Origin of the sequence: Undibacterium sp. Ji42W (assembly GCF_049340405.1) — a bacterium.
In the GTDB taxonomy this organism is placed as follows: Bacteria; Pseudomonadota; Gammaproteobacteria; order Burkholderiales; family Burkholderiaceae_D; genus Undibacterium.
In genome coordinates, this window is the sequence record NZ_JBMPOV010000004.1 from 15,240 (window position 1) to 41,625 (window position 26,386).

At 49.2% G+C, this 26,386-nt stretch carries 31 protein-coding genes; 18 read left to right on the forward strand and 13 right to left on the reverse strand.

Going from position 1 to position 26,386, the window contains the following annotated elements; all coding sequences use genetic code 11:
- The first annotated feature begins 1 nt into the window (after position 1).
- Complete coding sequence (locus ACO0LG_RS09365; protein ID WP_423025615.1) at positions 2–1,084, forward strand: WD40/YVTN/BNR-like repeat-containing protein; 1,083 nt, start codon at positions 2–4, stop codon at positions 1,082–1,084.
- A gap of 54 nt (positions 1,085–1,138) precedes the next feature.
- On the opposite strand, the gene ACO0LG_RS09370 is transcribed toward ACO0LG_RS09365, so the two are convergent.
- From ACO0LG_RS09370 to ACO0LG_RS09410, 9 genes are all read right to left on the reverse strand, one after another.
- Positions 1,139–1,519 carry a nuclear transport factor 2 family protein gene (locus tag ACO0LG_RS09370; RefSeq protein ID WP_423025617.1) on the reverse strand — a complete coding sequence of 127 codons (381 nt, stop codon included), beginning with the start codon at positions 1,517–1,519 and terminating at the stop codon, positions 1,139–1,141.
- A 33-nt stretch (positions 1,520–1,552) separates the two neighbouring features.
- On the reverse strand, positions 1,553–2,005 hold the full coding sequence (locus ACO0LG_RS09375; protein ID WP_423025619.1) for a MaoC family dehydratase: 453 nt from the start codon (positions 2,003–2,005) through the stop codon (positions 1,553–1,555).
- A 26-nt stretch (positions 2,006–2,031) separates the two neighbouring features.
- On the reverse strand, positions 2,032–2,493 hold the full coding sequence (locus ACO0LG_RS09380) for a MaoC family dehydratase (RefSeq protein WP_423025621.1): 462 nt from the start codon (positions 2,491–2,493) through the stop codon (positions 2,032–2,034).
- A 77-nt stretch (positions 2,494–2,570) separates the two neighbouring features.
- Complete coding sequence (locus ACO0LG_RS09385) at positions 2,571–3,710, reverse strand: acyl-CoA dehydrogenase family protein (RefSeq protein ID WP_423025623.1); 1,140 nt, start codon at positions 3,708–3,710, stop codon at positions 2,571–2,573.
- Positions 3,711–3,720: 10 nt separating this feature from the next.
- Positions 3,721–4,911, reverse strand: coding sequence for an acyl-CoA dehydrogenase family protein (locus tag ACO0LG_RS09390; protein ID WP_423025625.1), 1,191 nt, complete (start codon positions 4,909–4,911; stop codon positions 3,721–3,723).
- A 157-nt stretch (positions 4,912–5,068) separates the two neighbouring features.
- Positions 5,069–5,167: a hypothetical protein gene (locus tag ACO0LG_RS09395; RefSeq protein WP_423025627.1), complete on the reverse strand. Its 99-nt coding sequence runs from the start codon at positions 5,165–5,167 to the stop codon at positions 5,069–5,071.
- Entirely contained in the window at positions 5,164–5,532 is a 369-nt protein-coding gene (locus ACO0LG_RS09400; RefSeq protein ID WP_423025629.1) for a GNAT family N-acetyltransferase, read from the reverse strand. Before ACO0LG_RS09400 ends, ACO0LG_RS09395 begins: the two co-directional genes overlap by 4 nt.
- Before the next feature lie 82 nt (positions 5,533–5,614).
- On the reverse strand, positions 5,615–6,841 hold the full coding sequence (locus ACO0LG_RS09405) for a DUF2863 family protein (protein WP_423025631.1): 1,227 nt from the start codon (positions 6,839–6,841) through the stop codon (positions 5,615–5,617).
- Between the two features lie 67 nt (positions 6,842–6,908).
- A complete protein-coding gene (locus tag ACO0LG_RS09410) occupies positions 6,909–7,604 on the reverse strand; it encodes a glutathione binding-like protein (protein ID WP_423025633.1) in 696 nt (231 codons plus the stop codon).
- A gap of 167 nt (positions 7,605–7,771) precedes the next feature.
- On the opposite strand from ACO0LG_RS09410, the gene ACO0LG_RS09415 reads away from it, so the two are divergent.
- The 5 genes from ACO0LG_RS09415 (at position 7,772) to ACO0LG_RS09435 (ending at position 11,297) form a co-directional block, all read left to right on the forward strand.
- Positions 7,772–8,629, forward strand: a complete 858-nt coding sequence (locus tag ACO0LG_RS09415) for a DMT family transporter (protein ID WP_423025635.1) — start codon at positions 7,772–7,774, stop codon at positions 8,627–8,629.
- 151 nt (positions 8,630–8,780) lie between these two features.
- A complete protein-coding gene (locus ACO0LG_RS09420; protein ID WP_423025637.1) occupies positions 8,781–9,161 on the forward strand; it encodes a BlaI/MecI/CopY family transcriptional regulator in 381 nt (126 codons plus the stop codon).
- Entirely contained in the window at positions 9,158–10,498 is a 1,341-nt protein-coding gene (locus ACO0LG_RS09425; RefSeq protein ID WP_423025639.1) for a M56 family metallopeptidase, read from the forward strand. The genes ACO0LG_RS09420 and ACO0LG_RS09425 overlap by 4 nt, the downstream gene beginning before the upstream one ends.
- A 101-nt stretch (positions 10,499–10,599) precedes the next feature.
- Complete coding sequence (locus tag ACO0LG_RS09430; RefSeq protein ID WP_423025641.1) at positions 10,600–10,896, forward strand: SIMPL domain-containing protein; 297 nt, start codon at positions 10,600–10,602, stop codon at positions 10,894–10,896.
- Positions 10,857–11,297 (forward strand): hypothetical protein, encoded by a 441-nt coding sequence (locus ACO0LG_RS09435; RefSeq protein ID WP_423025643.1) that lies wholly within the window; start codon positions 10,857–10,859, stop codon positions 11,295–11,297. Before ACO0LG_RS09430 ends, ACO0LG_RS09435 begins: the two co-directional genes overlap by 40 nt.
- Positions 11,298–11,370: 73 nt before the next feature.
- Here the strand turns inward: ACO0LG_RS09435 and ACO0LG_RS09440 are convergent, their stop codons facing one another.
- Positions 11,371–12,630, reverse strand: a complete 1,260-nt coding sequence (locus tag ACO0LG_RS09440) for an acyl-CoA dehydrogenase family protein (protein ID WP_305260073.1) — start codon at positions 12,628–12,630, stop codon at positions 11,371–11,373.
- A 70-nt stretch (positions 12,631–12,700) separates the two neighbouring features.
- Positions 12,701–13,768, reverse strand: a complete 1,068-nt coding sequence (locus ACO0LG_RS09445; protein ID WP_423025646.1) for a phosphotransferase family protein — start codon at positions 13,766–13,768, stop codon at positions 12,701–12,703.
- A 187-nt stretch (positions 13,769–13,955) separates the two neighbouring features.
- On the opposite strand from ACO0LG_RS09445, the gene ACO0LG_RS09450 reads away from it, so the two are divergent.
- Positions 13,956–14,555 carry a hypothetical protein gene (locus ACO0LG_RS09450; protein WP_423025648.1) on the forward strand — a complete coding sequence of 200 codons (600 nt, stop codon included), beginning with the start codon at positions 13,956–13,958 and terminating at the stop codon, positions 14,553–14,555.
- Positions 14,556–14,742: 187 nt separating this feature from the next.
- On the opposite strand, the gene serB is transcribed toward ACO0LG_RS09450, so the two are convergent.
- Together serB and mfd are read right to left on the reverse strand one after the other, a co-directional pair.
- Positions 14,743–15,591 carry a phosphoserine phosphatase SerB gene (serB, locus tag ACO0LG_RS09455; protein WP_423025650.1) on the reverse strand — a complete coding sequence of 283 codons (849 nt, stop codon included), beginning with the start codon at positions 15,589–15,591 and terminating at the stop codon, positions 14,743–14,745.
- 50 nt (positions 15,592–15,641) lie between these two features.
- Positions 15,642–19,073 (reverse strand): transcription-repair coupling factor, encoded by a 3,432-nt coding sequence (gene mfd / locus ACO0LG_RS09460; RefSeq protein WP_423025652.1) that lies wholly within the window; start codon positions 19,071–19,073, stop codon positions 15,642–15,644.
- Between the two features lie 126 nt (positions 19,074–19,199).
- Here mfd and ispD point away from each other — a divergent pair, with 126 nt between their 5' ends.
- The 11 genes from ispD (at position 19,200) to ACO0LG_RS09515 (ending at position 26,386) form a co-directional block, all read left to right on the forward strand.
- Positions 19,200–19,928, forward strand: a complete 729-nt coding sequence (ispD, locus tag ACO0LG_RS09465) for a 2-C-methyl-D-erythritol 4-phosphate cytidylyltransferase (protein WP_423025654.1) — start codon at positions 19,200–19,202, stop codon at positions 19,926–19,928.
- A 10-nt stretch (positions 19,929–19,938) separates the two neighbouring features.
- Complete coding sequence (gene ispF, locus ACO0LG_RS09470) at positions 19,939–20,442, forward strand: 2-C-methyl-D-erythritol 2,4-cyclodiphosphate synthase (protein WP_423025656.1); 504 nt, start codon at positions 19,939–19,941, stop codon at positions 20,440–20,442.
- 52 nt (positions 20,443–20,494) lie between these two features.
- Positions 20,495–20,767, forward strand: a complete 273-nt coding sequence (locus ACO0LG_RS09475) for a DUF4404 family protein (protein ID WP_423025658.1) — start codon at positions 20,495–20,497, stop codon at positions 20,765–20,767.
- 188 nt (positions 20,768–20,955) lie between these two features.
- On the forward strand, positions 20,956–21,561 hold the full coding sequence (locus ACO0LG_RS09480) for a GbsR/MarR family transcriptional regulator (protein ID WP_423025660.1): 606 nt from the start codon (positions 20,956–20,958) through the stop codon (positions 21,559–21,561).
- Positions 21,561–21,842, forward strand: coding sequence for a cytochrome oxidase putative small subunit CydP (gene cydP, locus ACO0LG_RS09485; RefSeq protein WP_423025662.1), 282 nt, complete (start codon positions 21,561–21,563; stop codon positions 21,840–21,842). The genes ACO0LG_RS09480 and cydP overlap by 1 nt, the downstream gene beginning before the upstream one ends.
- The gene (locus ACO0LG_RS09490) at positions 21,829–23,421 is read left to right on the forward strand and encodes a cytochrome ubiquinol oxidase subunit I (protein WP_423025664.1); all 1,593 of its coding nucleotides are present in this window, start codon (positions 21,829–21,831) and stop codon (positions 23,419–23,421) included. The genes cydP and ACO0LG_RS09490 overlap by 14 nt, the downstream gene beginning before the upstream one ends.
- Positions 23,422–23,430: 9 nt before the next feature.
- Positions 23,431–24,570, forward strand: coding sequence for a cytochrome d ubiquinol oxidase subunit II (cydB, locus tag ACO0LG_RS09495; RefSeq protein ID WP_423025666.1), 1,140 nt, complete (start codon positions 23,431–23,433; stop codon positions 24,568–24,570).
- A 31-nt stretch (positions 24,571–24,601) separates the two neighbouring features.
- The gene (gene cydX, locus ACO0LG_RS09500) at positions 24,602–24,772 is read left to right on the forward strand and encodes a cytochrome bd-I oxidase subunit CydX (RefSeq protein ID WP_423025668.1); all 171 of its coding nucleotides are present in this window, start codon (positions 24,602–24,604) and stop codon (positions 24,770–24,772) included.
- Between the two features lie 128 nt (positions 24,773–24,900).
- Entirely contained in the window at positions 24,901–25,380 is a 480-nt protein-coding gene (locus ACO0LG_RS09505; RefSeq protein ID WP_423025670.1) for an FKBP-type peptidyl-prolyl cis-trans isomerase, read from the forward strand.
- A gap of 128 nt (positions 25,381–25,508) precedes the next feature.
- On the forward strand, positions 25,509–25,787 hold the full coding sequence (locus tag ACO0LG_RS09510) for a DnaJ domain-containing protein (protein WP_110253570.1): 279 nt from the start codon (positions 25,509–25,511) through the stop codon (positions 25,785–25,787).
- A complete protein-coding gene (locus ACO0LG_RS09515; RefSeq protein ID WP_423025672.1) occupies positions 25,784–26,386 on the forward strand; it encodes a hypothetical protein in 603 nt (200 codons plus the stop codon). The genes ACO0LG_RS09510 and ACO0LG_RS09515 overlap by 4 nt, the downstream gene beginning before the upstream one ends.

The window sequence follows — 26,386 nt, forward strand, 5'->3', positions numbered from 1 at the left end:
GATGAAAGCAATGGTAGCAACCCGCAAGGGTTTGTTTGAATTGATCCATATGGATGGCAAATGGAAGCTGGATCAGATCAGTTTTCTGGGTGAACCTCTTAGCATGTGCCTGCATGACAAACGCGATGGCGCTCTGTATGCGGCATTGAACCTCGGACACTTTGGGGTAAAGCTGCACAGACGCGATGAAGGTCGTGACGACTGGACAGAGATCGCCGTGCCAGCCTATCCTGAACACGCAAAGACAGACGACGATGTCGAATGGAAGTTGAAGGCCATCTGGTCTTTGGAAGCGGGTGGCAGTGAAGAGCCGGGTGTGCTATGGGCCGGTACCTTGCCAGGTGGCTTGTTTCGTTCAACTGATCGTGGCAATAGCTGGGAGTTGGTGCGCAGTCTATGGGATAGGGAAGAGCGCAAAGAGTGGATGGGCGGTGGTTATGACACACCTGGCATACATTCGATCTGTGTCAACCCGCGCAATCCTCTGCATATCTTGCTGGGTATCTCCTGTGGCGGTGCCTGGAAAACTGAAGATGGTGGTAAGAACTGGGGATTATGTGCATCTGGTATGCATGCCGCCTATATGCCGCCCGACATGGCAGACAAGCAAAATATCCAGGACCCACACCTGATCGCTCGTAGCAAATTCGCCAGCCATGTTTTATGGTGCCAGCATCATAACGGCATCTGGCGCAGTGAAGATGATGCGGCAAGCTGGCAACAATTGCATTTGCCTGAAGGTATTCCAGACTTTGGCTTTGCGGTAGCTGCACATCCGCGTAACCCCGATGTTGCATGGTTTGTGCCTGCCGTAGCAGATCAAAAGCGCGTGCCCTTGCATGGTGCCATGAGTGTCACCCGTACACGGGATGGTGGCAAGACCTTTGATTCTTTGAGAAGCGGACTCCCACAACAAGATTGCTATGACCTGGTATATCGCCACGGTCTAGCTGTGTCAGAAAATGGCAAAAATCTGCTGATGGCGTCGACTACGGGCAATTTATGGGCAAGTGAGAACGAGGGCGATGACTGGTACCAGATATCAGCTAATTTGCCACCGATTTACGCCGTCAAATTTTATTGATCTCGTTCACATGAGGCATTAAGGCCAGAGTATGCACTCTGGCCTTAATGCATTTCAGACGCTGGGTCTTTGTGGTATTCGCTGCGCAGGATCATAGAAAAAGGTTTCTTCCGCTATGCATTCACCTTCCCAGCGCTGATAGGCAAGTTCTTCCATTTGCGTAACACTGTCGTCCAACCACTCGAATCTGAAAATCCAACGGATGACGACATGATCGCCATTCACCAATACCGGATGTACGCAGGTAGAAGTGACTGATCTGGCGCGAGACATGACCGCATGTTCAGCATCCACATGCGCCGCGCGGCCTATCCTAGGCTTGCCCTGATTTTCCTGCATACTGGAGTTTTCAGTATAGAATTCTTCGCACGCTGCTGCGTGCTGGTTTTCTTCTACCTTGGCGATGAAGCGTTTCAATGTGTCTGGACTTGGCATGGATTCGTTCTCAGATAAGTGTGCCGTTGCATATTAATAGCAGCGTGAAATCGATTCTGCCACGCAGACTGGTTTATCCTGGCCTTCACATTCTATCGTGACTTCCCATGTGAATTGGGCACCATCCTTGATGTCTTCGATTTCCAGCAGTTTCAAGCGGGCGCGTAACTGGCTACCAACAGGCACAGGGGAGGGGAAGCGAACTTTATTGAGTCCATAGTTCACGCCCATTTTGACGTAAGTAAGCTTGATGGCATTGGCAACCAGCATGGGGAGCAAGGATAAAGTCAAAAAGCCATGCGCAATCGGGCCTCCAAAAGGGGATTCACGTTTGGCTCTTTCTACATCAATATGTATCCACTGATGGTCGCCAGTGGCATCAGCAAAGGTATTCACTCTTTCCTGGCTGATTTCTACCCATTCTGATTGCGCAACTTCCTGGCCTATCAAGTCTTTTAATTCAGCAAGGCTATTAAATTCTCTCATCATGTCTCCTTGTTTTTTTGTTTTAATCAGTCGGGGCGGCGGCCAAACATGCCCATGCCAGTGATCGTGCAGACCAGTTTTCCTTCCTGGTTATGCGCTTTCCATAAAGTGTTGATGACCCCGCGGTCTGGTTTTGAGGTAGAGAGTTTGCTGCCCGTGGTCTCGGCTGTGACCGTCAGCGTGTCGCCAGGGCGCACTGGCAGTATCCAGCGTATCTCATCCACGCCAGGCGAGCCCATGCTACTTGAATTGGCCAGGAAGCCATCGACCACCATACGCATGATCATGCCGCAGGTATGCCAGCCGCTGGCGATGACGCCGCCAAAGATGGAATGACTCGCTGCCTCTTTATCGACGTGAAATGATTGCGGGTCAAATTGCCTGGCAAATGTAATGATTTCCTCTTCCGTGACTACGCGCTGCCCCAGTTCTATAACTGTGCCGGGAACAAAGTCTTCAAAATACCAGCGATCTGCTTTGATGCTCATAGTGTGTCCTCGTTATTTGCTGACTGTTTTAAAAGGCAAAAAAAATCCCGAACACAGTCGGGATTTTTCTACAGCAATCAGGCTGCGTTTTTAAAGCCGGGTTGTGCGACAAATCTGGCCAGGTGATGATCAGTGTCACCCAGTGTCAGCTCTATTGTGGTCAAGCGTTTGAACATATGGGCAACCGGCAGTTCATTGGTGACGCCCATGCCGCCATGCAATTGCACTGCTTGCTGGCCTATGTATTTGGCGGCCTGCCCTATTCTGGCCTTGGCGGCGGATACCGTGCGGCGGCGTTCTTCCACATCATCAGAGGCTATCTTGACTGCAGCCAGTGTTGCCATCGAACGTGCCTGTTCCATCTCCATGAACATTTCTGCCATACGATGTTGCAAGACCTGGAATTTGCCGATAGGCACGCCAAATTGCTGACGGGTTTTCAGATAATCGAGGGTGGCTGCGGTAATCGCTTCCATGATGCCTATGGATTCTGCGCACAACAGGGTAACGCCGTAATCGGCCACCGCATCCAGCAATTCCCAGCCGCCATCCACTGCATTTAACAGTGCATCCTGGCTTACTTGTACGTTGCTGAATGTAATATCAGCAGCTCGATAACCATCGATAGTGCGGTAATCGCGACGGCTAATACCTTCTGCATTAGCATCAACCATAAACAGGCTGATGCCATTCGTATCGCGTTGCGCTCCACTGCTGCGTGCAGAGACGATCAGTTTGTCTGCCTGGGCGCCGTGCAGCACCACTGTCTTGCTGCCATTGAGGACAAAACCATCGCCATTTTTGCCAGCGGTGGTGGCAACGTCAAACAGGTCGTGACGTGATTGTCTCTCGCCCAGTGCATTCGCCAGTTTGACTTCACCAGCAGCGATGTGTTCCAGTACATCCGCATGCTTGCCGGATTTTTTCAAGAACTCTGCACCCATGACAGTGGCAAAGTAGGGCTCGATAACAATGCCGCGCCCCAGTTCCTGCATGATGACCAGCATGTCGATGGCAGAACCATTGAAGCCACCTTGCTCTTCAGGTACAGGCAAGGCAAGCGCGCCCAGTTCTGCCAAACCACCCCACGCCTTTGCAGATACACCTTCAGCCGATTCTATAATCTGTTTGCGCTGTTCAAAGCCATAGTCTTTTTCTACCCAGCGGCGCAAGGCATCAGCAAACTGTGTTTGTTCTTGTGTTAAGTTGAAATCCATTTTGCTCTCCTCACAGACCCAGAATCATCTGGGTGATGATATTTTTTTGAATTTCGTTGGAACCGCCATAAATGGAAGTCTTGCGGAAATTGAAGTAATATGGTGCCAAAGGCGCAGCATCATCGTCGCCGACTATGCTATGTTCAGTCTCGCCGTCGAGGAAGGCTGGGTCAAATGGCAGGCCGTAAGGGCCAATTGCTTCTACCATCAACTCAGTCAGCCTTTGCTGGATTTCCGTACCCTTGATCTTCAGCAGGGATGCTTCCGGGCCAGGACGGCCACTGTCCTGAGAAATGACACGTAGTACAGTAATTTCCAGCGCCATTAATTCCACTTCCAGGCTGGCGACCTTGCAGGCATACACCGCATCATCAATCAGCGGTAAGCCGTTCTTTTGATGTTTGGCGGCGATGCGTTTGAGGAATTGCAGTTCCCGTTTGGCACGGCCCACGGCAGCGATATTCGTGCGTTCATGGCCGAGCAGGTATTTAGCATAAGTCCAGCCCTTGTTTTCTTCGCCTATCAGGTTCTCTACCGGAACTTTGACATTGTCGAAGAACACCTCATTCACTTCATGCTCTTCGTCAAGCATGATGATCGGGCGCACGGTAATACCAGGTGTTTTCATATCGATCAGCAAGAAGGAGATGCCTTCCTGCTTGCGTACGCCAGTGTCTGTGCGCACCAGGCAAAAAATCATGTCGGCATGCTGGGCCAGGGTGGTCCAGGTTTTTTGGCCATTGACGATGTAGTGATCGCCTTCGCGCTCGGCGCGGGTTTTCAGGGATGCCAAATCAGAGCCTGAGCCTGGTTCTGAGTAACCCTGGCACCACCAGTCTTCGCAACTGAGTATGCGTGGCAGGTAGTAGTCTTTTTGTGCCTGGTTGCCAAAGGCCATGATGACAGGGGCCACCATATTCACACCAAATGGCAGGATGGCTGGCGTGCCAGCGCGGGCGCATTCTTCTTCAAAGATATGGCGTTGGGTGGCTGTCCAGCCTGTGCCGCCGTATTCTGCTGGCCAGCCTGTAGCTACCCAGCCCTGTTTGGCCAATATCTTGTGCCAGCGAACAAAGTCTTCTCGGGACAGGCGTTTATGATTCAATACTTTTTGCTGCAGGTCTTGTGGAAGATTGGCTTCCAGGTAGGTGCGTACCAGATCCCGGAAGGCAAGGTCTCCTGTCGTATAGTTTAAATCCATGTTGTCTCCTGTTTATAATGGCCGCAGCAAGCGATTAAAGAAAAAAAGCAGAAAAAAGCACGACCGTTCAAAACTAATTGTACAACGGATTTTCACAAATGTGCCAAGCAAAATTGGCAGCTCGCATTTGAGCAGTAAAAACTTGCTAACGATGAGCTTATGGCATTTGCATGGGCAAAAAAGCAATCCCATGCATTTCTAGTATCTCACCTTTAGCCATGAAGCCAAAGCGCTCATCAACAGGAATGGTATTCAAGGAGGAATTGACAGTGAATTACCTGTATGCCCTTGTGCGGAAGCACGATGGCGGGCACACTGCCATAGCTTGCTTGCCAATTTTTGCCCCTGATATGAGGGATGGACGAAGAGGTGAAACAGATGGCTCAGGTCGCGCATGGCGATGAAGCCAGCCAGCGATTCTTCATGCCACGCAAGTATGAAACGATAGCGTGTATCTGAGAGATAAGAAAGTTCGGCAGATTCTGATACTGACTGAAAAATTAAATCGGCGCCGCTGCCATCCGGATTGACGCAAAAATCCCAGGCGAACGAAGCGATCAACTGACTGATGATCAATGCGTCAGCAGCCAAGCCATCTCTGAAATGAAATTCAGGGCTCATACGAGAGATGGCTTGCTCGCTTGCATTTGTGTGTCTGTCTATGGCTTCCATCCATCACATCAGGCTATACAAATGTCAATGCTCAGTGAAAGTGTGTTGCACCTGGAGTTGGTGCGTCATCCGGCATTTCTGTATGTACCAGATCATTTTCCCGGTCTGCAAACAAGGGTGTGCCGCAATCATCACAGAATTCCATGGCAAAAATTTCTTCCAGTTGCAGGATGTCAGTGACACCGCATTCTTGCAAGATGCCTGGAATTTCTCCGGCAAGTTGTTCATTCTCGTCCTGATTGACAGCAATGATCTGATCTTCTGCCTGATACAGAGGCCAGACTACGCCATAGATCACTTCAGGCGCATCACGCAGGCAAAAACTGATGCGGTATTCATCAACTTGCCCGGGATTTTCCTGCTCTCCAAAAGATGCAATGATGACAGTGAACTGATCTGCCTCTTTACCTAGAGTTTGCGTGAGATAAAACATGGCAGAGCGTATCGTCGCTGGACGTATCCTGATATCTGCTTCACGACAGGCGGTGTAATAAGCTTCGGGCAGTAAAATTTCTATGCCACATCCGGGTAATAGGCGCTTGATGGTTGCGTCGGTTTGTTGCTGCCACCCTAGCAAAGCATCACTCTTGGCTTGTGCGCAATCATAGGGTGCGTCAATAGTTTGCCACTGGAAGAGTGGAGCCCCTTTTTTGACAAGCAGCACACCAAGCACATACCGTATATCTGCCAAAAATGGAATGGTATGAGCACGTTCAGCTTCTACCGGTGCAGGCAGATGTTTTAGCATGGCCAGACTATGCCGCTCCAGCAAAGCATAGGTTTCTACATGGCTGCGCGGCAATTGATCTATGGAGTACAAACCTGGTAGCAAGCATAATTGCGCTTCATCTGCTAGCAAATGCGCATTTAATTGCGTGTGCAATATGCTCAGCGTTTCTGTCGGGATGCTGCCCGAAGCAATTTCAAAGCGCGTCCATGCCAATATGGGGGCGGCGATCAGCAAGCTGGTATAAGATTGCCCATCATGCTCAAACTGCGCGCAGGTGCTCACAGATTCCAGCGTTTCAGTCAGGACCTCATAGCCATTGGGGTGAGTTTGGAACAAATGTTCGGTGGCTGCCTCCAGCATATCCTGATGGTGTTGTTTGAGGCTTTTGGTTACCAGTGCATCCAGTTTGGCCTGCCAGTCCAGGTCTTCTAAACGGCTCGCAGATTGTGCAACTGCAAGCGCAAGATTGGCGACGCGCTGGCTTTCAGCGGCGAGTTTAAGACGATTTTTTTTTATAGGGCGACGCATACTGAAATAGAGTAGAGGGGGTTAAGCCCATTGTAACGGCAATTTGCCTCGCCCCCGGTGAATGAGTTTATTTCTTTGCGTACTGTGTTTTTCCAAACAAAACTTCTCTTGCCTTGTCATTATTTTCCAGCGGTTTGCGCAAGTCAGCTAATACTTGCACGCCGCGTTGTACTGCAGGGCGTTGGCTGATGGCATCAAACCAGCGCTTGGCATTCGGGAATTCTGCCCAGTCTACACCCTGATTGGCGAATGAACGTGTCCATGGGAAAGTTGCTATATCGGCGATGCCATATTCCTCTCCCGCCAGATAAGTGGTTTTCTCCAGCTGTTTATCGATGACACCGTAGATGCGCTTTGTTTCGTTGGTATAGCGGTCAACGGCATAGGCTATCTTTTCAGGCGCATAGATGCGGAAATGATGCGCCTGGCCCAGCATGGGGCCAACACTCCCCATCTGGAACATCAGCCATTGCAGCGCATTGTATTTTTCCCTGTCGGTTTTTCCAAGGAATAAACCCGTTTTACCAGCCAGGTAAATCAGGATTGCGCCCGATTCAAACAAGGCGATAGGGTTACCATCAGGGCCATTTGCATCAACGATGGCAGGAATCTTGTTGTTCGGTGAAATTGCCAGGAAATCGGCTTTGAATTGATCGCCAGCGCCAATATCAACTGGAATGGCGCGGTAAGGCAAGCCGCATTCTTCCAGCATGATGTGTACTTTGTGTCCGTTTGGTGTCGGCCAGGAATAAACGTCTATCATTGCTTCCCTCTTTAATGGGTTGATGAAAACAGCAAGTATCCATTATGCATAGATTCATGCATTTGCGCTTTAATCCAAAATAAAAGTGCTGCACCTGTATCTGACATATTGCATGAACGGCTTATACTTCGGCTTTATAGTTGGCGCACGTCAAGCAAATAGATGATATGAGAAAAACTGCACTGCCTGCTTTATTTGCCCTGCATATTGCCGTGTTTTTATTCGGTGCTGCAGGCGTGCTTGGCAAGTCACTGGCCGTCAGTTCTTTAATGCTGGTATTTGGACGTACCTTGTTTGCCGCTCTTTGCCTGATACCAGTGTTGGCATATCAGCGGCAATTGCATGTTCGAGATGTTTCAAAGAGTGACGTCCTTTGCGGTTTTCTATTGGCTATGCACTGGCTGACTTTTTTTGCCTCACTCAATTTTGCACCGGTTGCTTTTGGCTTGATGGGCTTTGCCAGTTTCCCTCTGTTTGTCGCATTGCTGGAACCCTGGTTTTTTAAAGAGCCGAGGCGGACACATGACGCCTGGGCCGCCATATTTGTAGTCATCGGTATGGTGGTGATGGTCAGCGCCACATCATGGGGTGATGGGGCTGTTTATGCTTTAGGCCTGGGTATATTATCCGGCTTCAGTTTCGCCTTGTTGGCAATGGTGAATCGCTGGCAAGGTGGGCATATTCCTCCATGTAAACTGGCGTTTTTGCAAAATGGTGTGGCAGCTATCTTGCTTTTCCCTTTGATATTAGTGACAGGTGACCTGGCAGGCAATAGTGCACAAGTCTGGTCCGGACTGATTTTGCTGGGTGTGGTGTTGACAGCCTTATCTCATGGTTTGTTCATGTTCAGCCTGCGTCATTTATCCACCAGTTTCGCTAGCATCGTGACTTCGTTGGAGCCGGTGTACGGCATGTTGCTGGCATTCCTGTTTTTACAAGAAATGCCTGGTATGCGTGAATTTGCTGGTGCTTTCATCATACTAGCGGCGACTGCTTACGCCAGTTATCAGCATCAAGTGCACTAGCTTATTCTTACTGCTAGCTTTCCATTCAACCCTTCCGCTTGTATCTTTTTAGCACTTATTTAATTACGCCAAGAAGTAGACAAAATAATCTAGACAAAGTTATCTAGACCATATAATCTACATCTTAATTAATTATCGACGAGAACAAGATATGGGCAACATAATTTCACGTAAACCGACGACAGCAGAGTTGGATTTGTTGCGCTTGATGTGGCAATTAGGACCATCAACTGTCAAGGATGTACATCAGGCTGCGGTACAAGACAGGCCAGAACTGTCATATGCAACCGTATTGCGGCTCATGCAGGTCATGCATACCAAAGGTCTGCTCAGCAGGGACGAGACCCAGCGTTCCCATGTGTATGCCGCAGCGCAGGCACAAGATTCCTTGCAAACCAATCTGCTGAAAGATTTGATCCATAAGGCTTTTTCAGGATCAGCCAAGGATCTGGTTATGGCGGCTTTGCGTGGCCATGTCAGTAAAGAAGAACGGGAAGAAATTCAAAAATTACTGAATGAGGACAAAAAATGAGCCCATTTTTTCAACAAGCTGTGAATGCGCTTGGTTGGGCATTATTGCATTTTGTCTGGCAAGGCCTGTTGATCGCGCTGCTATTGGCTGTGTTATTGAATTTTATAGCGTCCGCTCATGTCAGAACGCGTTATGCCACTGCGTATATTGCCCTGATTACTTGTATCTGTCTTCCAGCCAAAGAGTTTTTGTTCAGGATGAGTGAGAAATATGCGAGTAAAGAGGCTTCGGCATCGAGTGAAATACCGATTCAACTTGGGCTTGATACCACATCAATCTGGCTTGATTTCATGACTTGGCTGGACGTGCATATGAACGATATTGTAGTCGCATGGATGATATGCGTCGCAGTTCTGGCTATACGCATGTGCATGGGCTTGCTTTGGATAGCTGCTTATACCCACCCCAAACGCAGCAAACCTGACCCATTCTGGCAGGCGCGTATCGATCAGATGAGCCAGCAATTTCATATCCGCAGACGAGTGATATTCAGGGTAGTCGAAGATTTGGATGGCCTTGTCACGGCAGGTGTAGTTCGCCCTATGATTATGTTGCCTGCGGCAATGTTGAGCGGCATGCCAGTTGATTTGCTGGAAATGCTGCTGGCCCATGAAATGGCTCATATCAAACGACATAATTATTTACTGAATTTGATTCAATCTGTCATAGAAATGATTTTGTTTTACCACCCGGCAGTCTGGTGGATATCAAAGCAAATTCGCAATAACAGAGAGGAAATTGCGGATGATCTTGCCGCAAGAGTCACAGGCGAACCGCGGCGTCTTGCTCTTGCACTTTCTGAATTGGCCAGTTTCCAATTCGCAACTCCTCAACTAGCCCAGGCGGCACATGGAGGAAATCTTATGTCTCGTATCAAACGTCTTGTCAAACCCGAAGTAAGCACAGTCAACTGGAGGGCCGCGGTTGCCATATTGGGAATTGCTACCAGTTGCCTGGCAGTTTACGCCAATGCGAATGTACCTGTAACAGCAGTCGCAGTAGTCGATATTAGTCAGCAAGCCATGGATGCAGCAAAGTTGGCAATTGAAAGAGATGGAGATAAAAAACCAATCATCGATTTTAAAAACTGCAAGCCAGAATATCCCAGGGGGTCAATCAGGCGCGAAGAAAGTGGTGTTGTCCAAACATCGGTATTGGTTGCTTCAGACGGACGGATTTTAAAGGCTAAAGTAGATCGTTCGACTGGATTTCCTGATCTGGACAATGCGGTTACTACTGCCCTTGAAAATTGCGCTGTCAAGGCGATTCCAGGTCAGGTGAATGGTGAAAATGCCATGTTGTGGGTGAAATTACAGTATGTCTGGAAATTGAAGTAAGTGCCATGCTCTGCTGGTAGCGGTGCGTCTGTCACCAGCGTTCAATTAAAAATAGCAAAGATAATATGATGTTTCGCCATTTCAGGTTTTTTCTTTTCGCATTGATTTCCATAAGTGCAGAAGCTGGCACATTACCTGCCTATCCCTTCATCCACGTCAATGGAAGTGCCACGATTACTTTACCGGCCAACATCGCCGAAATGGATTTTGAGCTGACATCTTTCGAGGCAAGTGCAGATGAAACGCTGACACTGTTAAATGCACAATCCAGTGAAGTGCTGGAATTTTTGTCAGCTTATCAGATTATCGCCGCGGATATTGAAGCGCATGACACCAGGAAATTAGTCGCGCGAACGAGATGCAGACAAGCGACCAGCGCCTGCAACGTCATCGCCTGATCAGAACTTTTCATATCTACGTCAAAAATCTGGTGCAATGGAATGCCATGACGCAATACCTGCTTTCCAGGCCTTATCTAGGTAATTTCTCAGTGCGGTTTGGGCGGACAGACTATACGGAAATTGAACATCAACTGACATCCAAAGCGGCAGAAAATGTCAGGGACAGGGCCAGAGAATTAGCTGCTGGCTTCGCTGTAAAACTGCTGGGGCCAACGGCAGTTTCAGAGCAGGCTTTGAGCCGGATAGACAGTGAGCTAGGGTTGGATGGAGCCAGGCTCGTGCAAAATAATGCCGGGTCAAGTGTCAATGCGGGCGACAAACCTACCATGAGCGATTTGTCACTGCCTGGTGCATTGATGTACAAAAAATCTGTTAATGTGATTTATCGTATCAAATAAAATCAGATGATAGTCTCGTGCGCAATTCATGTTGTTATCGAATTGCGCACAAAGTCAATCTGGTCTTGCTTGCTTAAGAACGGGTAATCGGCAAGCCCAGATCTTCAGTCAGGCTGATATGCTTGGCCAGTTCCAGTTTTGCAATCGCGTTTCTGTGTACTTCATCCGGGCCATCTGCCAGGCGCAAAGTACGATTGCCAGCCCATTGCGCCGCCAGCGGGAAGTCGCCAGAAACGCCACCAGCGCCGTGAGCCTGTATCGCCCAGTCCAGCACTTGCTGGGTGACATTTGGTGCCAGGACTTTGATCATGGCTATTTCTGCCTGCGCATGCTTGTTGCCTACCGTATCCATCATGTACGCGGCCTTCAGGGTCAGCAGACGTGCCGTGTCGATTTGTATTCGCGATTCTGCAATGCGTTCACGCCAGATGCTTTGTTCAGAAATTTTTTTGCCAAAAGCAGTGCGGCTGTTCAGCCGCTTGCACATCAATTCCAGCGCACGCTCCGCGACACCTATAGCCCGCATGCAGTGATGGATGCGGCCAGGGCCAAGACGGCCTTGGGCAATTTCAAAACCACGGCCTTCACCTAAAAGAATATTCGATGCAGGCACGCGCACGTTCTCAAACAGGATTTCGCAATGACCATGAGGTGCATCGTCGTAACCAAACACGGGAAGAGGGCGGACTACCGTAATGCCAGGGGTTTTGGCATCCACCAGTATCATAGACTGCTGTGAGTGGCGGGCTGCATTGAAATCAGTCTTACCCATCAATATATACACAGCGCAACGCGGATCCCCGGCACCGGATATCCACCATTTGTGGCCATTAATGACGTAGTCATCACCATCGCGGTCTATGCGGGTTTCTATATTGGTGGCATCAGATGAGGCAACCCCAGGTTCTGTCATGGCAAAGGCAGAGCGGATTTCGCCGCGCAACAGTGGCTCCAGCCATTGCTTCTTATGCTCTTCGCTGCCATAGCGTTCTATGGTTTCCATATTGCCGGTGTCAGGTGCTGAGCAGTTGAATACTTCCGGTGCCCAGCTTACACGACCCATGATTTCGCACAAGGGAGCGTAATCCAGGTTCGACAAGCCTTCTGGCGCACGTACCGATTTTGGCAAGAATAAATTCCATAAACCTTGGGCACGGGCTTTTGGTTTTAAATCTTCAATGATCTGGGTCGCGATCCAGCGATTACCTTTTTCCAGTCCATTGCGGTCGATTTCTTCCTTATAGGCTTTTTCATTGGGATAGATATGCTCATCCATGAAGCGCAAGAGCCTGCCTTGCAAGTCTTTACAGCGATCTGAGTATTCGAATTCCATATTGTCTCCAATGATATTGTCGTTTATTTGCTGCTTTGGAACTGAGAGAATGTGCTGTCTGAATGGATGATTATTTTTTAGCGTAACTCCACCCCAGCTCAGCCATGGGGCGTGCCGCTTCACCAGATTTCTTTGCCTGCGCGCTGGATGCCGTGCCATCGACATAGCGTTTCATGATGCCTTGCAAAATCCCAGCCATCCGGAACAGGTTATAAGCCAGATAAAAATTGAAATCTTCCTGACGTATGGTTTTGCCTGTACGTTCGCAATATTTGGCAATGTATTCCTGCTCACTGGGGATGCCTAACGCCTTGTGATCAAGACCAGCAATGCCACGGAACTGGCCTGGCGTGACATGCCAGCTCATGCAGTGGTAAGAGAAGTCAGCCAGTGGATGGCCCAGTGTAGACAGTTCCCAATCCAGTATCGCCATGATGCGTGGCTCGGTCGGGTGGAACATCATATTGTCGAGGCGATAGTCCCCATGCACGATACTGGTGTCGTCGCCAGGCGGTATATTGTGTGGCAGCCACTCAATAAGATTGTCCATCGCTTCTATCTTTTCAGTCTCGGAAGCGCGATATTGCTTGGTCCAGCGGTCTATCTGGCGGGCAAAATAATTGCCAGGCTTGCCATAGTCCGCCAGACCAATGGCGGCATAATCAATGGTATGTAATTGCGCGATGACGCGGTTCATTTCATCGTAGATTTCGCCGCGCTGAGCAGGCGTCATACCAGGCAGTGATTGATCCCACAGTACACGGCCATCGACAAATTCCATGACGTAGAAGGCGCGGCCTATAACATCTTCATCGGTGCATAGTGCATATTGGCGTGCAGCAGGAAAGCCTGCCTTGTTCAAGGCATTCATGACCTTGAATTCACGTTCTATGGCATGGGCAGAAGGCAGCAGTTTTGCAACTGGGCCAGGTTTGGCACGCATGACATAACGCTGGTCGCCCGCACTGAGTTTGAAAGTAGGATTGGATTGCCCACCCTTGAATTGCTCCACCACCAGCTTTTCTGCCAGCGTAGCGTCGAAACCTTCCACATGCTGACGCATATAGTCTGCCAGTGCCGCTACATCAAATTTTTGACGCTCTGCCACTGGCATGGTGCCCATGAACTCTTCAAACATCGGTGTCTCCCCATTGTTTCAGTTTTTGTATGATCTTACTCCTGGCACAGATGGATGTGCTGGATGAGCTGAAACTATTCTAACTCAAATAATAGAACGTTCGTACTATTATTTGAATCGCATTTGTTCATCCCATTGATACCGTTATATTATCTGGAGATGAATTTTATATAAGTGGAAACGAGTTATGGGAATACGCGTTCAATACCAGTTGATAGGAGCCGATGGATTCAGAGAGTGCTTTCTTGCAAACATCAAGAAATTTTCAGAAGAAATTTTTCCAATTATGGAAGAGTGGTCAGACGATTTCCCTAAATTATTTAAAGAGAAAGTATTGGACATTATTGAAAGAGGAGCGGATGCGCTCATTACTTCGAATATCGAAGAAGCAGAACTCATCGATGTGATTACTTTTGAATATTGGGATCTGTTCCATAATGAACAAAATGATTATATTAGCTCGTCTATAAAATACTATCGCTATCCGGGCGTGCTTTCAGATGCTTTACCTGCTTGCTCTAATCGCGCATCCGATTACTATCAGATGCTTTTATTTAAAGGGCGATCATTAGCTGAATACCCAGATTATTCTTTCACTTCACGTCGTGGAACGTTTTGCTTATCTTGGCTCTATCCCCATGAAATTGTCGAGTTAAAAGCTGAGCTTTCTTCTTTCGAAGATATTTTAAAAGGGGAAGATGATGATGTTAGGACAGTTAATTCGCTACTTGATGCCTTAAGAGAAGCAGAGCAAAGTCATTGCTGCCTTCTGGTCACTGTCGCTTAGTGAATAAGCTAATAGCACCCTGACCTTGGGGGCGAACCATTAATTCCTCTATATTTGATAACAAAAATCGTAATCCTGCCTATTCACCGAATTACTTGGAGTTGATATTCTCAGACAAGCTCAATTGAATGAGTGGCTTACGTTTCTTTAACAATCACTGCGCAAGCTACTGAACAATTTACTTTAATTAAAGTAAATTCAATACCCCATCCAGCCCGACAAAATTCAAAGCCACATCTGCCTGCGCACGCACCACAGGCTTGGCCCTGAATGCGACTGACAGGCCAGAAATTTTCATCATCTTTAAATCATTTGCGCCGTCACCCATGACAATAGCCCGGCTGGCAGGAATACCCATCTCGGCACAAACGCGTTCCACGGTTCTTTGTTTTTCATCAGCATCGACGATAGTGCCTATGACTTTGCCAGTCAGTCTGCCATCCTGGATTTCAAGTACATTGGAGTGGGTGTAATCCAGATTAAGGCGGGACTTCATGCGGTCGGTGAAGAAAGTAAAGCCGCCGGATACCAGCAAAGTCTTGAGACCAGCTTGCTGTATGGTCTTCAGCATCTGGTCTGCCCCCAGAGACAATTGCAAACGTTCTTCATACACGCGTTGCAGGGCGCCTGCATCCAGCCCTTCAAGCAAGGCGACACGACGGATCAGGCTTTCCTGGAATTCCAGTTCGCCGCGCATGGCGGCTTCGGTAATTTCTGCCACTTGCGGTTTCAGGCCCTGCATGTCGGCGATTTCATCGATGCATTCTATGGTGATCAGGGTTGAATCCATGTCCATGGCGACCAGCTTGAAATCTGCCAGACTACGTTGCCTGTCCAGAGCCGTGACATCCAGTTGGGCAGCGAAGCAGCACTCGCGTATTGCGCTCAAGGTCTGTTCATCACATTCTGCATCATCGAGACGCACTGCCTGGGCATTCAATTGCACCAGTTTCGCCCTGGTCTGGCTGGCGATGTCCTGAACGAGTGCGATGTTATTGCTGAGCGTGTTGTTCAGGCCTTGTATGGTCAAATGCATGGTGGTCTCTTTTTATTCACTTATTTTATTCACTTATTTTATTCGATTATTTAGTGCAGCGCCTTGATGGTCGCCTTGATCTGGGCCACGCGGCTGGCAAGGTCGGGCATGGCGGCTGTGATGCGCAACTTGTCCTGGCCATTGAGTTTGATGTGCTTGTTTTTTTGCACCAGTTCTATGATGCGCATGCCATCTATTGGCGGTTTGGGTTCAAATTGCAGGGTCGCGGCTTCGCTATGCGCATCGATTTTGATGATGCCGAGCGGCTTGGCTGCGACGCGCAGTCTATGCGTTTCCAGCAGTGATTTCACGGGTTCCGGCAGTTTGCCAAAGCGGTCTATCATTTCTTCCTGCATGTCATCAATAGCGTTTGCGCTGCTGCAATTGGCCAGGCGCTTGTAGATGGACAGGCGTTCATGCACGTCACCACAGAATTCATTCGGCAGCAGGGCAGGGATGTGCAGGTTGATTTCTGTCGTGGTTGATAGCGGTGCAGCCAGATCGGGTTCTTTGCCATTCTTCAGCGAGCGTACTGCTTCACTCAGCATGTCGGAATACATCTGGAAGCCTATCTCATGCATTTCGCCAGACTGATTGTCACCCAGTACTTCGCCAGCACCGCGGATTTCAAGATCATGCATGGCCAGATAAAAGCCGCTACCCAATTCTTCCATCTGCTGGATGGCTTCCAGACGGCGATTGGCCTGCTTGGTCAGACTCTGCACGTCATGCACCAATAAATAGGCATACGCCTGGTGATGCGAGCGACCGACACGACCGCGCAATTGATGTAACTGCGCCAAGCCAAATTTGTCGGCTCTGTGCATGATGATGGTATTGGCGGTGGGGACGTCGATACCGGTTTCGATGATCGTAGTGCACAGTAAAATATTATGGCGCTGGGCCACAAAGTCACGCATGACTTTTTCCAGGTCACGTTCATGCATCTGACCATGTGCCACGACCACGCGTGCCTCTGGCAGCAGGGCTTCCAGCATGGCCTTGCGGTTTTCTATGGTTTCGACTTCATTGTGCAGGAAATACACCTGGCCGCCACGTTTTAGTTCACGCAAGCAGGCTTCGCGGATGACGGAATCATCTTCGCCGCGTACAAAAGTCTTGATCGCCAGGCGCTTTTGCGGCGCGGTAGCAATGACGGAGAAGTCACGTAAACCCTCTAATGCCATTCCCAGGGTGCGTGGAATTGGTGTTGCTGTGAGCGTCAGTACATCGACTTCGGCACGCAGTGCTTTTAAAGCTTCTTTCTGACGTACACCAAAGCGATGTTCTTCGTCAATAATCACCAGGCCAAGGCGGGAGAACTTGACATCGCCAGACAGCAGTTTATGCGTGCCGATGACGATATCGACAGTGCCGTCGCCCATGCCCTTCATGGCAATGCTAATTTCCTTTCCAGAACGGAATCGTGATAATTCAGCAATTTTCACTGGCCAGGCGGCAAATCGGTCTGCAAAGGTCTGGGCATGTTGTTCGGCCAGCAGGGTGGTCGGCGCAAGGATGGCGACTTGCTTGCCACCCATGACGGCAACAAAGGCAGCGCGCAAGGCTACTTCTGTCTTGCCAAAGCCAACGTCGCCGCAAATCAGCCTGTCCATAGGCTTGCCTGAGGTCATGTCGCCAATGACAGCGGTGATGGCGGCTGCCTGGTCTGGGGTTTCATCAAAGCCAAAACTATCGGCAAAGGCTTCATAATCACGCGCAGAATATTCAAACGCATGGCCCTGGCGCGCAGCGCGGCGAGCGTACAGGTTTAACAGCTCGGCAGCGGTGTCACGGATTTGCTGCGCCGCTTTTTTCTTGGCTTTTTCCCATTGGCCTGAACCCAGGCTATGCAAAGGTGCATCATCAGGCGAAGCACCAGAATAGCGAGAAATGACGTGCAATTGCGATACCGGCACATACAGTTTGGTATCTTTGGCGTATTCCAGATGCAGGAATTCGGTTTCGCCTTCGCCAAGATCCATGCTGATCAGGCCCATGTAGCGCCCTATGCCATGGTTGCTATGGACGACAGGATCACCGATTTTCAATTCTGACAGGTCGCGCACCATGTGCTCGACCTGGGTGACTGCTTCCTGTTTTTTACGGCCTATGCGCTTGCCACTGCCGGCATAAAGCTCGGCCTCGGTAACGAAGGCCAGGCCATCGGCCAGCACAAAGCCAGCGTGCAGGGGTGCAACGCCCAGCATGAGCTTGGCATCTGCTGTGGCAAAGTCGGTATAACCTTCACACAGGCTCAGGCGGATATCGTATTCAGTGAAATATTGCTGCAAGGTTTCTCGCCGGCCCAGCGTCTCGGCGCAAATCATTACGCGTTTATCTGTTTGCAGCAAGAAAGAACGCAAGTTCGTCAGCGGATCATCCGCGCGGCGATTGACGGCGATATCTGGTAAAAAGCTGGATACTTCAGAGGCGCCAGCAGCCTTGTCCGCTTCTGCGATAGTCCAGCGCGCCAATGGCTTCATGGCGGCAAAGAAGTCTTCGTCGCGTAAAAATACAGTTTCCGGTGCCAGCACCGGGCGTTCGCGGTCGGACTTTAAAAACTGGTAACGTGAGCGGGTATCGTTCCAGAAACGTCTAATCGCATCGTCGATATCACCTATCAAGGCAAAATGCGGCGCTTCAGGCAGGTAATCAAACAGGGTGGCGGTTTGTTCAAAGAACAGCGGCAAATAATATTCTATACCGGCTGAGGGGATGCCATTGCCTATATCCTTGTAGATGCTGGATCGTGACGGATCACCTTCAAAGGTCTCGCGCCAGCGACTGCGGAAGGCTGCGCGCGCGGGTTCATCCATAGGGAATTCACGCCCGGGCAGCAGGCGCACTTCAGGCACAGGGTAGAGCGAACGCTGTGTATCGGCGTCAAAGGTGCGTATGGTTTCTATGGTGTCGCCAAACAGGTCCAGACGGTAAGGCAAGGTCGAACCCATGGGGAACAAGTCGATCAAACCACCACGTACAGAATATTCACCCGGCGACATGACCTGGTTGACATGGCTATAACCTGCCAGCGTCAGCTGAGTTTTTAGCTTTGCCTCATCAAGACGGTCACCTTTTTTGAAAAAGAAGGTGTAGGCTGCCAGAAAAGAGGGTGGTGCCATGCGCAGCAAGGCCGTCGTTGCCGGTGCCAGCAAGACATCGCAATTGCCATTCTGGATTTCATGTAGGCTGGCCAGGCGCTCAGACACCAGGTCTTGATGTGGTGAAAAGGCGTCGTAAGGCAGGGTTTCCCAGTCTGGCAGCAAATGGCAGCGTAATTCCGCATTAAACCAGGGGATTTCATCCAGCAGGCGCTGGGCATCTCCCGGGTTGGCGACAAAAATGGTCAGCATGCGCTTGTCTGCCTTGAGCGTCGTCGCGGCTTGTGCCAAGGCATAAGCATCGGAAGAACCATGCAAATTGGGGAGTGCCAGTTTATGGCCGGGTTTTGCTAAGGATTTGCTGAAATCAAATGACATTGCGGCTATACATGTGGAATGCCGTAAAAGCTGCTTACGGAACAAGATACGCGGTTAAAATGAGCGCCTAATTATAAACGAAGGGGCTCTTTCTTATCGGGGCAGCTTCAAGAGCTTGTGGCATTCATGGAAAAACAATTGCAAGAACATCATTTTGAAGTTGAAAAGGTGGCAAATACGCCTCGCTATATTGCGCTGATTCCCGCTGCGGGCGTGGGCTCGCGTATGGGCTCAACAACACCTAAGCAATATATGCGTATAGGTAGTAAATCAGTCCTGCAGCACACTGTCGATGCATTTCTTGGGTTTTCAAACATACAGCATACCTATGTCGTGGTCAGCCGAGATGATGCTTATGTTGATGAATGCCTTGCAAAAGCGAAAAACCTGAGTGTCTTGCGTTGCGGTGGTATTAGCCGTCGTGATACGGTCAAAAATGGCTTGAGCAAAATAGCCAGCGAACTAACAAGAAATGATTGGGTACTCGTACACGATGCCGCCAGGCCAGGTTTGACATCTGACCTGCTGCAACATTTAATTGATAGTGTTGCTGACGATAAAGTCGGTGGCCTGCTGGCCTTGCCGATAGTAGATACCGTCAAACGAGTGGAGAACGGCAAAGTACAAACCATACCTCGTGATGGCTTGTGGCTGGCACAAACCCCGCAAATGTTCCGCTATCAGCTATTGTGCGACGCTCTGGATGCGGCAGATCAGGTCACTGATGAAGCCGGTGCTATTGAAGCTGCTGGCCATGCCCCCATACTGATTGAGGGGCATGTACGAAACATGAAGCTGACTTTGCCCAGCGATATGGCATTGATTGCCCAGTATTTGAATAGCCTGCAAGAATAAAGGAAGCTTGATGCAACATAAGATGTTACCGTTCAGGATAGGTCAGGGTTATGACTGTCACGCACTGGTACCCAGTCGCAAATTGATTATTGGTGGAGTGACTGTCCCGCATACTACTGGCTTGCTTGGTCATTCAGATGCGGACGTGTTATTGCATGCGATTACCGATGCGCTGTTCGGTTCCGTGGCCTTGGGTGATATAGGTAGGCATTTCCCGGATACCGATACCCGTTTTGCTGGTGCAGATTCGCGTGTTTTATTGCGTGAGGCTGTCAAACGTATTCATGCTGCCGGTTATGAAGTGGGTAATCTGGATGCCACCATTATTGCCCAGGCCCCCAAGATGGCGCCGCATATTGCAGGTATGGTGGCAAATATTGCAGAAGATATGCAGGTCGATATCAATCAGGTCAATATCAAGGCAAAAACCAATGAACGTCTTGGTTATCTGGGTAGGGAAGAGGGCATTGCAGCCGAGGCCGTGGTACTGGTTTTTCCGAGAATTAACAACTAAACTCCAACTAAGCTGCAACTAAACAAAAAATGTTCCATCAAGGAGATATGATATGAAACAAGAGCAATTAAAGCATTTGCTGGGCCTGTTGCATCAAGAACTAGCGAGCACTGAAGTTGTTGATGATGAGTTGAAGTCCTTGCTGGAGAAATTGAACGAGGATATTCACCACGTCCTCGCAACGACGCAGAATCATGATGACCCTGTATTCGCTGCCTTGAGTGAGCGATCGCAGGCCTTGTCAGCGAAATTCGCTGCGCAACATCCGAAGCTGGAACCGGCTTTGCGTGAACTGGGCACCATGCTTGAAAAAATTGGTGTTTAATCCATCAAGCTTAATATCCCCCTTCACTCTGAAAAACCGCTGCGGCGGTTTTTTTATTTCCTGTTCAATAATAAGTCTTGCAATATATTATCTGAATGCTACCCTTTTTATGGTGCTTGGCAATAAATTCCAGAATATTCTATAATTTCAGTAATTAGTGAAAATTCAGAAAATTGGAGAAATTGAAGATGGAAACGCTAAGTCCACTAACACAAAAATTCATCTTGCACTTTGGCGAAATGGGCAGCCGCTGGGGTATCAACCGCACAGTCGGCCAAATCTATGCCTTGCTATATGTGCAAGGTCGAGCTTTAAATGCGGATGATATTGCCGAGGCGTTGAGTTTTTCGCGCTCTAACGTCAGTATGGGTTTGAAAGAGTTGCAAGCCTGGCGTTTGGTCAAGCTTTTACATAAGCAAGGTGACAGACGTGAATACTTTGAGCCACCCAAAGATATCTGGGATATTTTCAAAGCCTTGCTGGAAGAGCGCCGCCGCCGTGAAATAGAACCGACCTTGTCCATGCTGCGCGACGCCTTGCTTGAAAGCCCGGCCAGCGAGGCTGACAAGCAGGCGCAAGAACGTATGCGGGAAATGTATCAACTTATTGAGCTATCCACCTCCTGGTTTGACGATGTGCAGCGCCTGTCGCCAGAAACCCTGGCATCGTTGATGAAAATGGGGTCCAAGGTCAAAACCATACTCGATATCCGCGATAAGTTCCGCTTTGGCGGTGGTAGCCAGGCAGAGACCGAACATGCGACAGAAGAGGTCGCAGTGAAGCGGAACGAATAATGCTGGCGACCGATAAACCCAGGGCTGCCTGGCGTTTGCCTTTGTGGGCAGAAATCACGCTGGTCTTGCTGGTGAAGGTCGTCATACTGACATTGCTTTGGAATGCCTTCTTTTCCAAACCGCAAACAAAACACATGCGTTTGCCCACAGAAAAAGTCGAACAGCAACTCTTGAGTAAAACGGATTCGAATAATTCTAAAGAGCTGCCAGGGACGGCTATGCAAAACAATAACAAGTTAGAAAATCAACCCGAATTGAGAGAAAAAAATGGCTCCCATTGAAGAAGTTGTCAACCTGTCGCGCCTGCAGTTTGCTGCGACAGCGATGTATCACTTTCTGTTTGTCCCCTTGACGCTGGGCTTGTCCTGGATATTGTTCATCATGGAAGCTGTCTATGTCATGACTGGCCGCGAAATATACAGGGACATGACCAAGTTCTGGGGCAAGCTGTTTGCGATTAACTTTGCCATGGGAGTCACGACAGGCATTACCCTGGAATTTCAGTTTGGTACCAACTGGTCGTATTACTCACATTATGTTGGTGATATCTTTGGTACGCCGCTGGCAATTGAGGGCATGATGGCCTTCTTTCTCGAATCCAGCTTTGTTGGTCTGATGTTCTTTGGCTGGAACCGTTTATCCAAACCAGCCCATCTGGGAGTAACTTTTTTGGTTGCTCTCGGTTCCAACCTCTCAGCCCTGTGGATATTGATAGCCAATGGCTGGATGAATAATCCCGTTGGTGCAGATTTCAATTTCGAGACCATGCGTATGGAGCTCGTCAGTTTGAAAGACGTCTTCTTTAACCCTGTTGCTCAAGTCAAGTTTGTGCATACCGTAGCTGCCGGTTATGTCGCTGCATCGATGTTTGTGCTGGGTGTGTCCTCCTATTATTTGCTCAAGGCAAGGGATACGGCATTTGCAATCCGTTCATTTGCGGTAGCCTCAGCCTTTGGCCTGGCATCAACCTTATCAGTAATCGTACTGGGTGATGAGTCTGGTTATACCGCTGGTGAAGTCAATAAAGTCAAGCTGGCAACCATAGAGGCCGAGTGGGAAACTGTGCCCGCACCTGCACCTTTTACTGTTATTGGCTTGCCGAACGATCAAGAGGAACGTATCGACTATGCCATCAAGATACCCTATTTGATGGGTTTGATTGCGACCCGTTCTCTGGACACGCAAGTGACAGGCATCAAGGATTTAAAACAGGAGCATAAGGCGCGCATTATCAATGGCATGGCTGCTTATGCCGCACTGACACGCTTGAAAAGTGGCGATAAATCCCTGGAAGCGCGGGCAGATTTTGAGCGTTTAAAAAAAGACCTGGGTTATGGCTTGTTGCTGAAAAAATATACGGCAAATGTGGTGGATGCAACGCCAGAACAAATTGATAAAGCCAGTCACGATTCCATTCCCAAGGTTGCGCCCATGTTCCTGGGCTTCAGGCTAATGGTGGGGCTGGGTATCCTGTTTCTGTTTATTTTCTCCTCATCCTTTTATTTTTTAATACGTCGTCGGCTGGCTAAGCAAAGATGGTTATTGAAACTGGCGCTGTATAGCATACCCTTGCCCTGGGTGGCCATCGAGACAGGCTGGATAGTTGCTGAGTATGGTCGCCAGCCCTGGACTATCTCTGGCATTTTGCCCACGCACTTGTCTGCATCGACTTTGCAGGTGAATGATCTGTATTTCAGCCTTACGGGGTTCATGGGCTTTTATACGCTACTGCTGGTGCTGGAATTGTATTTGATGTTCAAGTACGCCAGACTGGGGCCTAGCGCCTTGCATACTGGCAAGTACCATTTTGAGATTGATCTGGCTAATACAGCTCTACCCAATGAACCCGCAAAGGCATAAGGAATCATCATGTTTGACTACGAAACATTAAAGATCATCTGGTGGGCTTTTGTCGGCGTCCTGATTATCGGCTTTGCCCTGATGGACGGGTTTGATTTTGGCGTGGGTATGTTGCTGCCATTCGTTGCCAGGAAAGATATCGAAAGGCGTATCGTCATCAATTCCATAGGTCCCACCTGGGAAGGTAATCAAACCTGGTTCATTGCTGCGGGCGGTGCGCTGTTTGCTGCCTGGCCACTGGCGTATGCAGCAGCGTTTTCGGGGTTTTATGTAGCGCTGATGTTGCTGCTGTTTTCTCTGTTCTTTCGCCCTGTGGGTTTTGATTATCGTAGCAAGGTGCAAGACCCACGCTGGCGATCAGCCTGGGACTGGGCCTTGTTTGTAGGCGGTTTTGTGCCACCGCTGATCTTTGGGGTAGCTTTCGGCAATCTGTTATTAGGCGTGCCTTTTCATTATGATGACACCATGCGCCTGGAATATATAGGTGGCATTCTTGGCTTGCTGAACCCTTTTGGTTTGCTGGCCGGAGTATTAAGTGTGGCCATGCTGGTCATGCACGGCGCAGCTTTCTTGCGCTGCAAGGCTGACGGTATAGTCAGGGACAGGGCAAAAGTCATGTTGCTGGCCGCAGCCATTGTGACTTTCCTGAGTTTTCTTATCGAAGGTATCTGGATAGCTTACGGGATTGAAGGCTATCGCATCGTTAGCATGCCAGATGTGAATTCATCTTTCATGCCGACCATGAAAACCGTAGAGCGTGCTACTGGTGCCTGGCTGGATAACTATTCACGTATGCCCTTGCTCTGGTGTTTGCCAGCAATAGGTCTGCTGGCCAGCGTATTTAGCCCGATATTTGCATACAAGAATAGGGACGTTACGGCATTTTTATGCAGTGGCATTACCGTCGCTATGGTGATTTTGACAGCGGGTGCATCTATGTTCCCGTTTGTCATGCCATCATCGCTGCATCCATCCAGCAGTTTGACCGCATGGGATGTGGTTGCCAGCCATAAAAGCCTGGGTGTGATGTTCTGGGTGGTAGTTATCTTTTTGCCCATCATCATCGTCTACACCGCGTGGATTTATCGTATCTTGCGCGGCAAGGTGGGCGAAGCGCATATCAATGCTAACGAGCATTCGGCATATTAGACTGAAAAAAATAGCTAAAAAGGATTAAATCATGTGGTATTTCAACTGGATACTGGGTATAGGCCTGGCGCTGGCTTTTGGGATTATCAATGTCATGTGGCTGGAAGCAAATTATGCCTTTGGCGACCGTGACGAGGCATTGACCAAAGAGCGTTTCGAACAGGCAAGACAGGACTATAAGGACAGCAAACTCAGTAAATAGAGGGCAGCTCTGCTACAATACGCGGTTAGCCTATTGAAATGGGTGCTTGTAGGCTATATATATTTGGATATCTGGGTTACTCATTTCAACCTTGTCGCAATAATGCGCAATTACTCTATTTATTTGTCATGCAAATTACACAAAATACCGCTGTCACTTTGAATTACACCATGTTCAGTGCTGAGGGCGAGGTCATAGACCAGAATCAGCAGCCCATCGTTTATTTGCATGGCGGATATGATAACATTTTGCCAGCAGTTGAAGCAGCGCTGGATGGCAAAACCGTAGGTGACAAAGTCTCTGTGACGTTGGCTCCCGAAGATGGCTTTGGTGAATTTGACCCAGAGTTCGTGCGTGAAGAAGATATCAGCGCTTTCCCACCTGATATCGACGTTGGCATGATGTTTGAAACACGGGAGCCAGAAACTGGTGAAACCATGCAGTTCCGCGTTACTGCAATCGATGCAGGCGTGGTCACTGTCGATGGCAACCATCCCCTGGCTGGCATGACCATACGTTTCGATGCAGAAGTGCTGGAAGTACGTGCAGCCACTGATGAAGAAGTGGTGCACGGTCATGTGCATGGCGAACACGGTCATCACCATTAAGACGCATTTACAGGAGTAGCTGATTCTGGCTTGCTCCTGCAGAGGGGAAGCCATGCAAGTGGTTCCTCTTGTTCTTCGCTGCTGATCTGCAGTATCAATTCAAGTCCTAGTGCAAGCCAAAGGTGTGTATGAAAGACTATTACTTTATTCTCGGTATCGCTACCAATGCCAGTCTGGCAGACGTCAAGAAGGCGTTTCGTCAAAAGGCGGCAGAGTTTCATCCAGACAGGAATGATTCTGAGCTGGCACCGGAAAAATTCCATGCGGTCAAAGAAGCTTACGATATTTTGTCGGATGAAGCAGCGCGTACTGCCTACGACGAAAATCGCAGGCGCAATTTGCTGGATTCTCCTATAGAGACAGCGACCGAAATCTGGAAAAATTATTTATCAGGAGTACTGCAGTGAAATTGTCGCGTTTTTTCGAAGATATTATTCCGCTCTACAAAGCTGAATTGGAGGATTTGAAGTCCGATTCCGAGGGCAAGAATGTGCTCAAGGCCAGATTGCGCGAAAAGGCCGAACAATTGCCTATGTTGCTTCCCATGATGGCGAGCAACCCTGAAATGTTGGCAGTGGCTTTTCATGAGGGCTTTATTTTTATGAACCCGCTAATCATGGAATCATTGATTACCAAAGAAGCAGGCAACTTCCCTTCATGGAAAACTGTATCGGCTGCAGTCAAGCTGGAGCCATGGGCGGAACCCTTGAGCCGCATCGTCTTGAAAGACCCTGATGGTGAAACTTTCCTGGTGACGGCTGCAGCGCTGGAATATCTGAATCGTAGCAATGTCACACGTAAAGCTGGTGCCAGTGATACTGCCGGTGCTGACGAGGATGAAGATAAAGAAGCCAACGAGGAAAATGAAGAACTGAAAGAACATGGCGATCTTGATGGCCGGTACGGCAGGCATGGTCGCGATGACGGTGATGATGGTGATGATTATGATCTGGGCGAAGCCGGTGCAGACTGGTTGGCTGAGCAAGGTTTTGACCGTAAAGAATAA

Coding starts and splice junctions, on each gene's coding strand:
- ACO0LG_RS09510 (WP_110253570.1), top strand. CDS start 25,509: ATGAAAGACTATTACTTTATTCTCGGTATCGCTACCAATGCCAGTCTG.
- ACO0LG_RS09410 (WP_423025633.1), bottom strand. CDS start 7,604: ATGATAGACGTTTATTCCTGGCCGACACCAAACGGACACAAAGTACAC.
- ispD (WP_423025654.1), top strand. CDS start 19,200: ATGGAAAAACAATTGCAAGAACATCATTTTGAAGTTGAAAAGGTGGCA.
- ACO0LG_RS09375 (WP_423025619.1), bottom strand. CDS start 2,005: ATGAGAGAATTTAATAGCCTTGCTGAATTAAAAGACTTGATAGGCCAG.
- ACO0LG_RS09480 (WP_423025660.1), top strand. CDS start 20,956: ATGGAAACGCTAAGTCCACTAACACAAAAATTCATCTTGCACTTTGGC.
- ACO0LG_RS09440 (WP_305260073.1), bottom strand. CDS start 12,630: ATGGAATTCGAATACTCAGATCGCTGTAAAGACTTGCAAGGCAGGCTC.
- serB (WP_423025650.1), bottom strand. CDS start 15,591: ATGCATTTGACCATACAAGGCCTGAACAACACGCTCAGCAATAACATC.
- ACO0LG_RS09400 (WP_423025629.1), bottom strand. CDS start 5,532: ATGAGCCCTGAATTTCATTTCAGAGATGGCTTGGCTGCTGACGCATTG.
- ACO0LG_RS09490 (WP_423025664.1), top strand. CDS start 21,829: ATGGCTCCCATTGAAGAAGTTGTCAACCTGTCGCGCCTGCAGTTTGCT.
- ACO0LG_RS09445 (WP_423025646.1), bottom strand. CDS start 13,768: ATGTTTGAAGAGTTCATGGGCACCATGCCAGTGGCAGAGCGTCAAAAA.
- ACO0LG_RS09415 (WP_423025635.1), top strand. CDS start 7,772: ATGAGAAAAACTGCACTGCCTGCTTTATTTGCCCTGCATATTGCCGTG.
- ispF (WP_423025656.1), top strand. CDS start 19,939: ATGCAACATAAGATGTTACCGTTCAGGATAGGTCAGGGTTATGACTGT.
- ACO0LG_RS09420 (WP_423025637.1), top strand. CDS start 8,781: ATGGGCAACATAATTTCACGTAAACCGACGACAGCAGAGTTGGATTTG.
- mfd (WP_423025652.1), bottom strand. CDS start 19,073: ATGTCATTTGATTTCAGCAAATCCTTAGCAAAACCCGGCCATAAACTG.
- cydB (WP_423025666.1), top strand. CDS start 23,431: ATGTTTGACTACGAAACATTAAAGATCATCTGGTGGGCTTTTGTCGGC.
- ACO0LG_RS09380 (WP_423025621.1), bottom strand. CDS start 2,493: ATGAGCATCAAAGCAGATCGCTGGTATTTTGAAGACTTTGTTCCCGGC.
- ACO0LG_RS09435 (WP_423025643.1), top strand. CDS start 10,857: ATGCAGACAAGCGACCAGCGCCTGCAACGTCATCGCCTGATCAGAACT.
- ACO0LG_RS09405 (WP_423025631.1), bottom strand. CDS start 6,841: ATGCGTCGCCCTATAAAAAAAAATCGTCTTAAACTCGCCGCTGAAAGC.
- cydX (WP_423025668.1), top strand. CDS start 24,602: ATGTGGTATTTCAACTGGATACTGGGTATAGGCCTGGCGCTGGCTTTT.
- ACO0LG_RS09475 (WP_423025658.1), top strand. CDS start 20,495: ATGAAACAAGAGCAATTAAAGCATTTGCTGGGCCTGTTGCATCAAGAA.
- cydP (WP_423025662.1), top strand. CDS start 21,561: ATGCTGGCGACCGATAAACCCAGGGCTGCCTGGCGTTTGCCTTTGTGG.
- ACO0LG_RS09370 (WP_423025617.1), bottom strand. CDS start 1,519: ATGCCAAGTCCAGACACATTGAAACGCTTCATCGCCAAGGTAGAAGAA.
- ACO0LG_RS09385 (WP_423025623.1), bottom strand. CDS start 3,710: ATGGATTTCAACTTAACACAAGAACAAACACAGTTTGCTGATGCCTTG.
- ACO0LG_RS09365 (WP_423025615.1), top strand. CDS start 2: ATGAAAGCAATGGTAGCAACCCGCAAGGGTTTGTTTGAATTGATCCAT.
- ACO0LG_RS09390 (WP_423025625.1), bottom strand. CDS start 4,911: ATGGATTTAAACTATACGACAGGAGACCTTGCCTTCCGGGATCTGGTA.
- ACO0LG_RS09505 (WP_423025670.1), top strand. CDS start 24,901: ATGCAAATTACACAAAATACCGCTGTCACTTTGAATTACACCATGTTC.
- ACO0LG_RS09425 (WP_423025639.1), top strand. CDS start 9,158: ATGAGCCCATTTTTTCAACAAGCTGTGAATGCGCTTGGTTGGGCATTA.
- ACO0LG_RS09450 (WP_423025648.1), top strand. CDS start 13,956: ATGGGAATACGCGTTCAATACCAGTTGATAGGAGCCGATGGATTCAGA.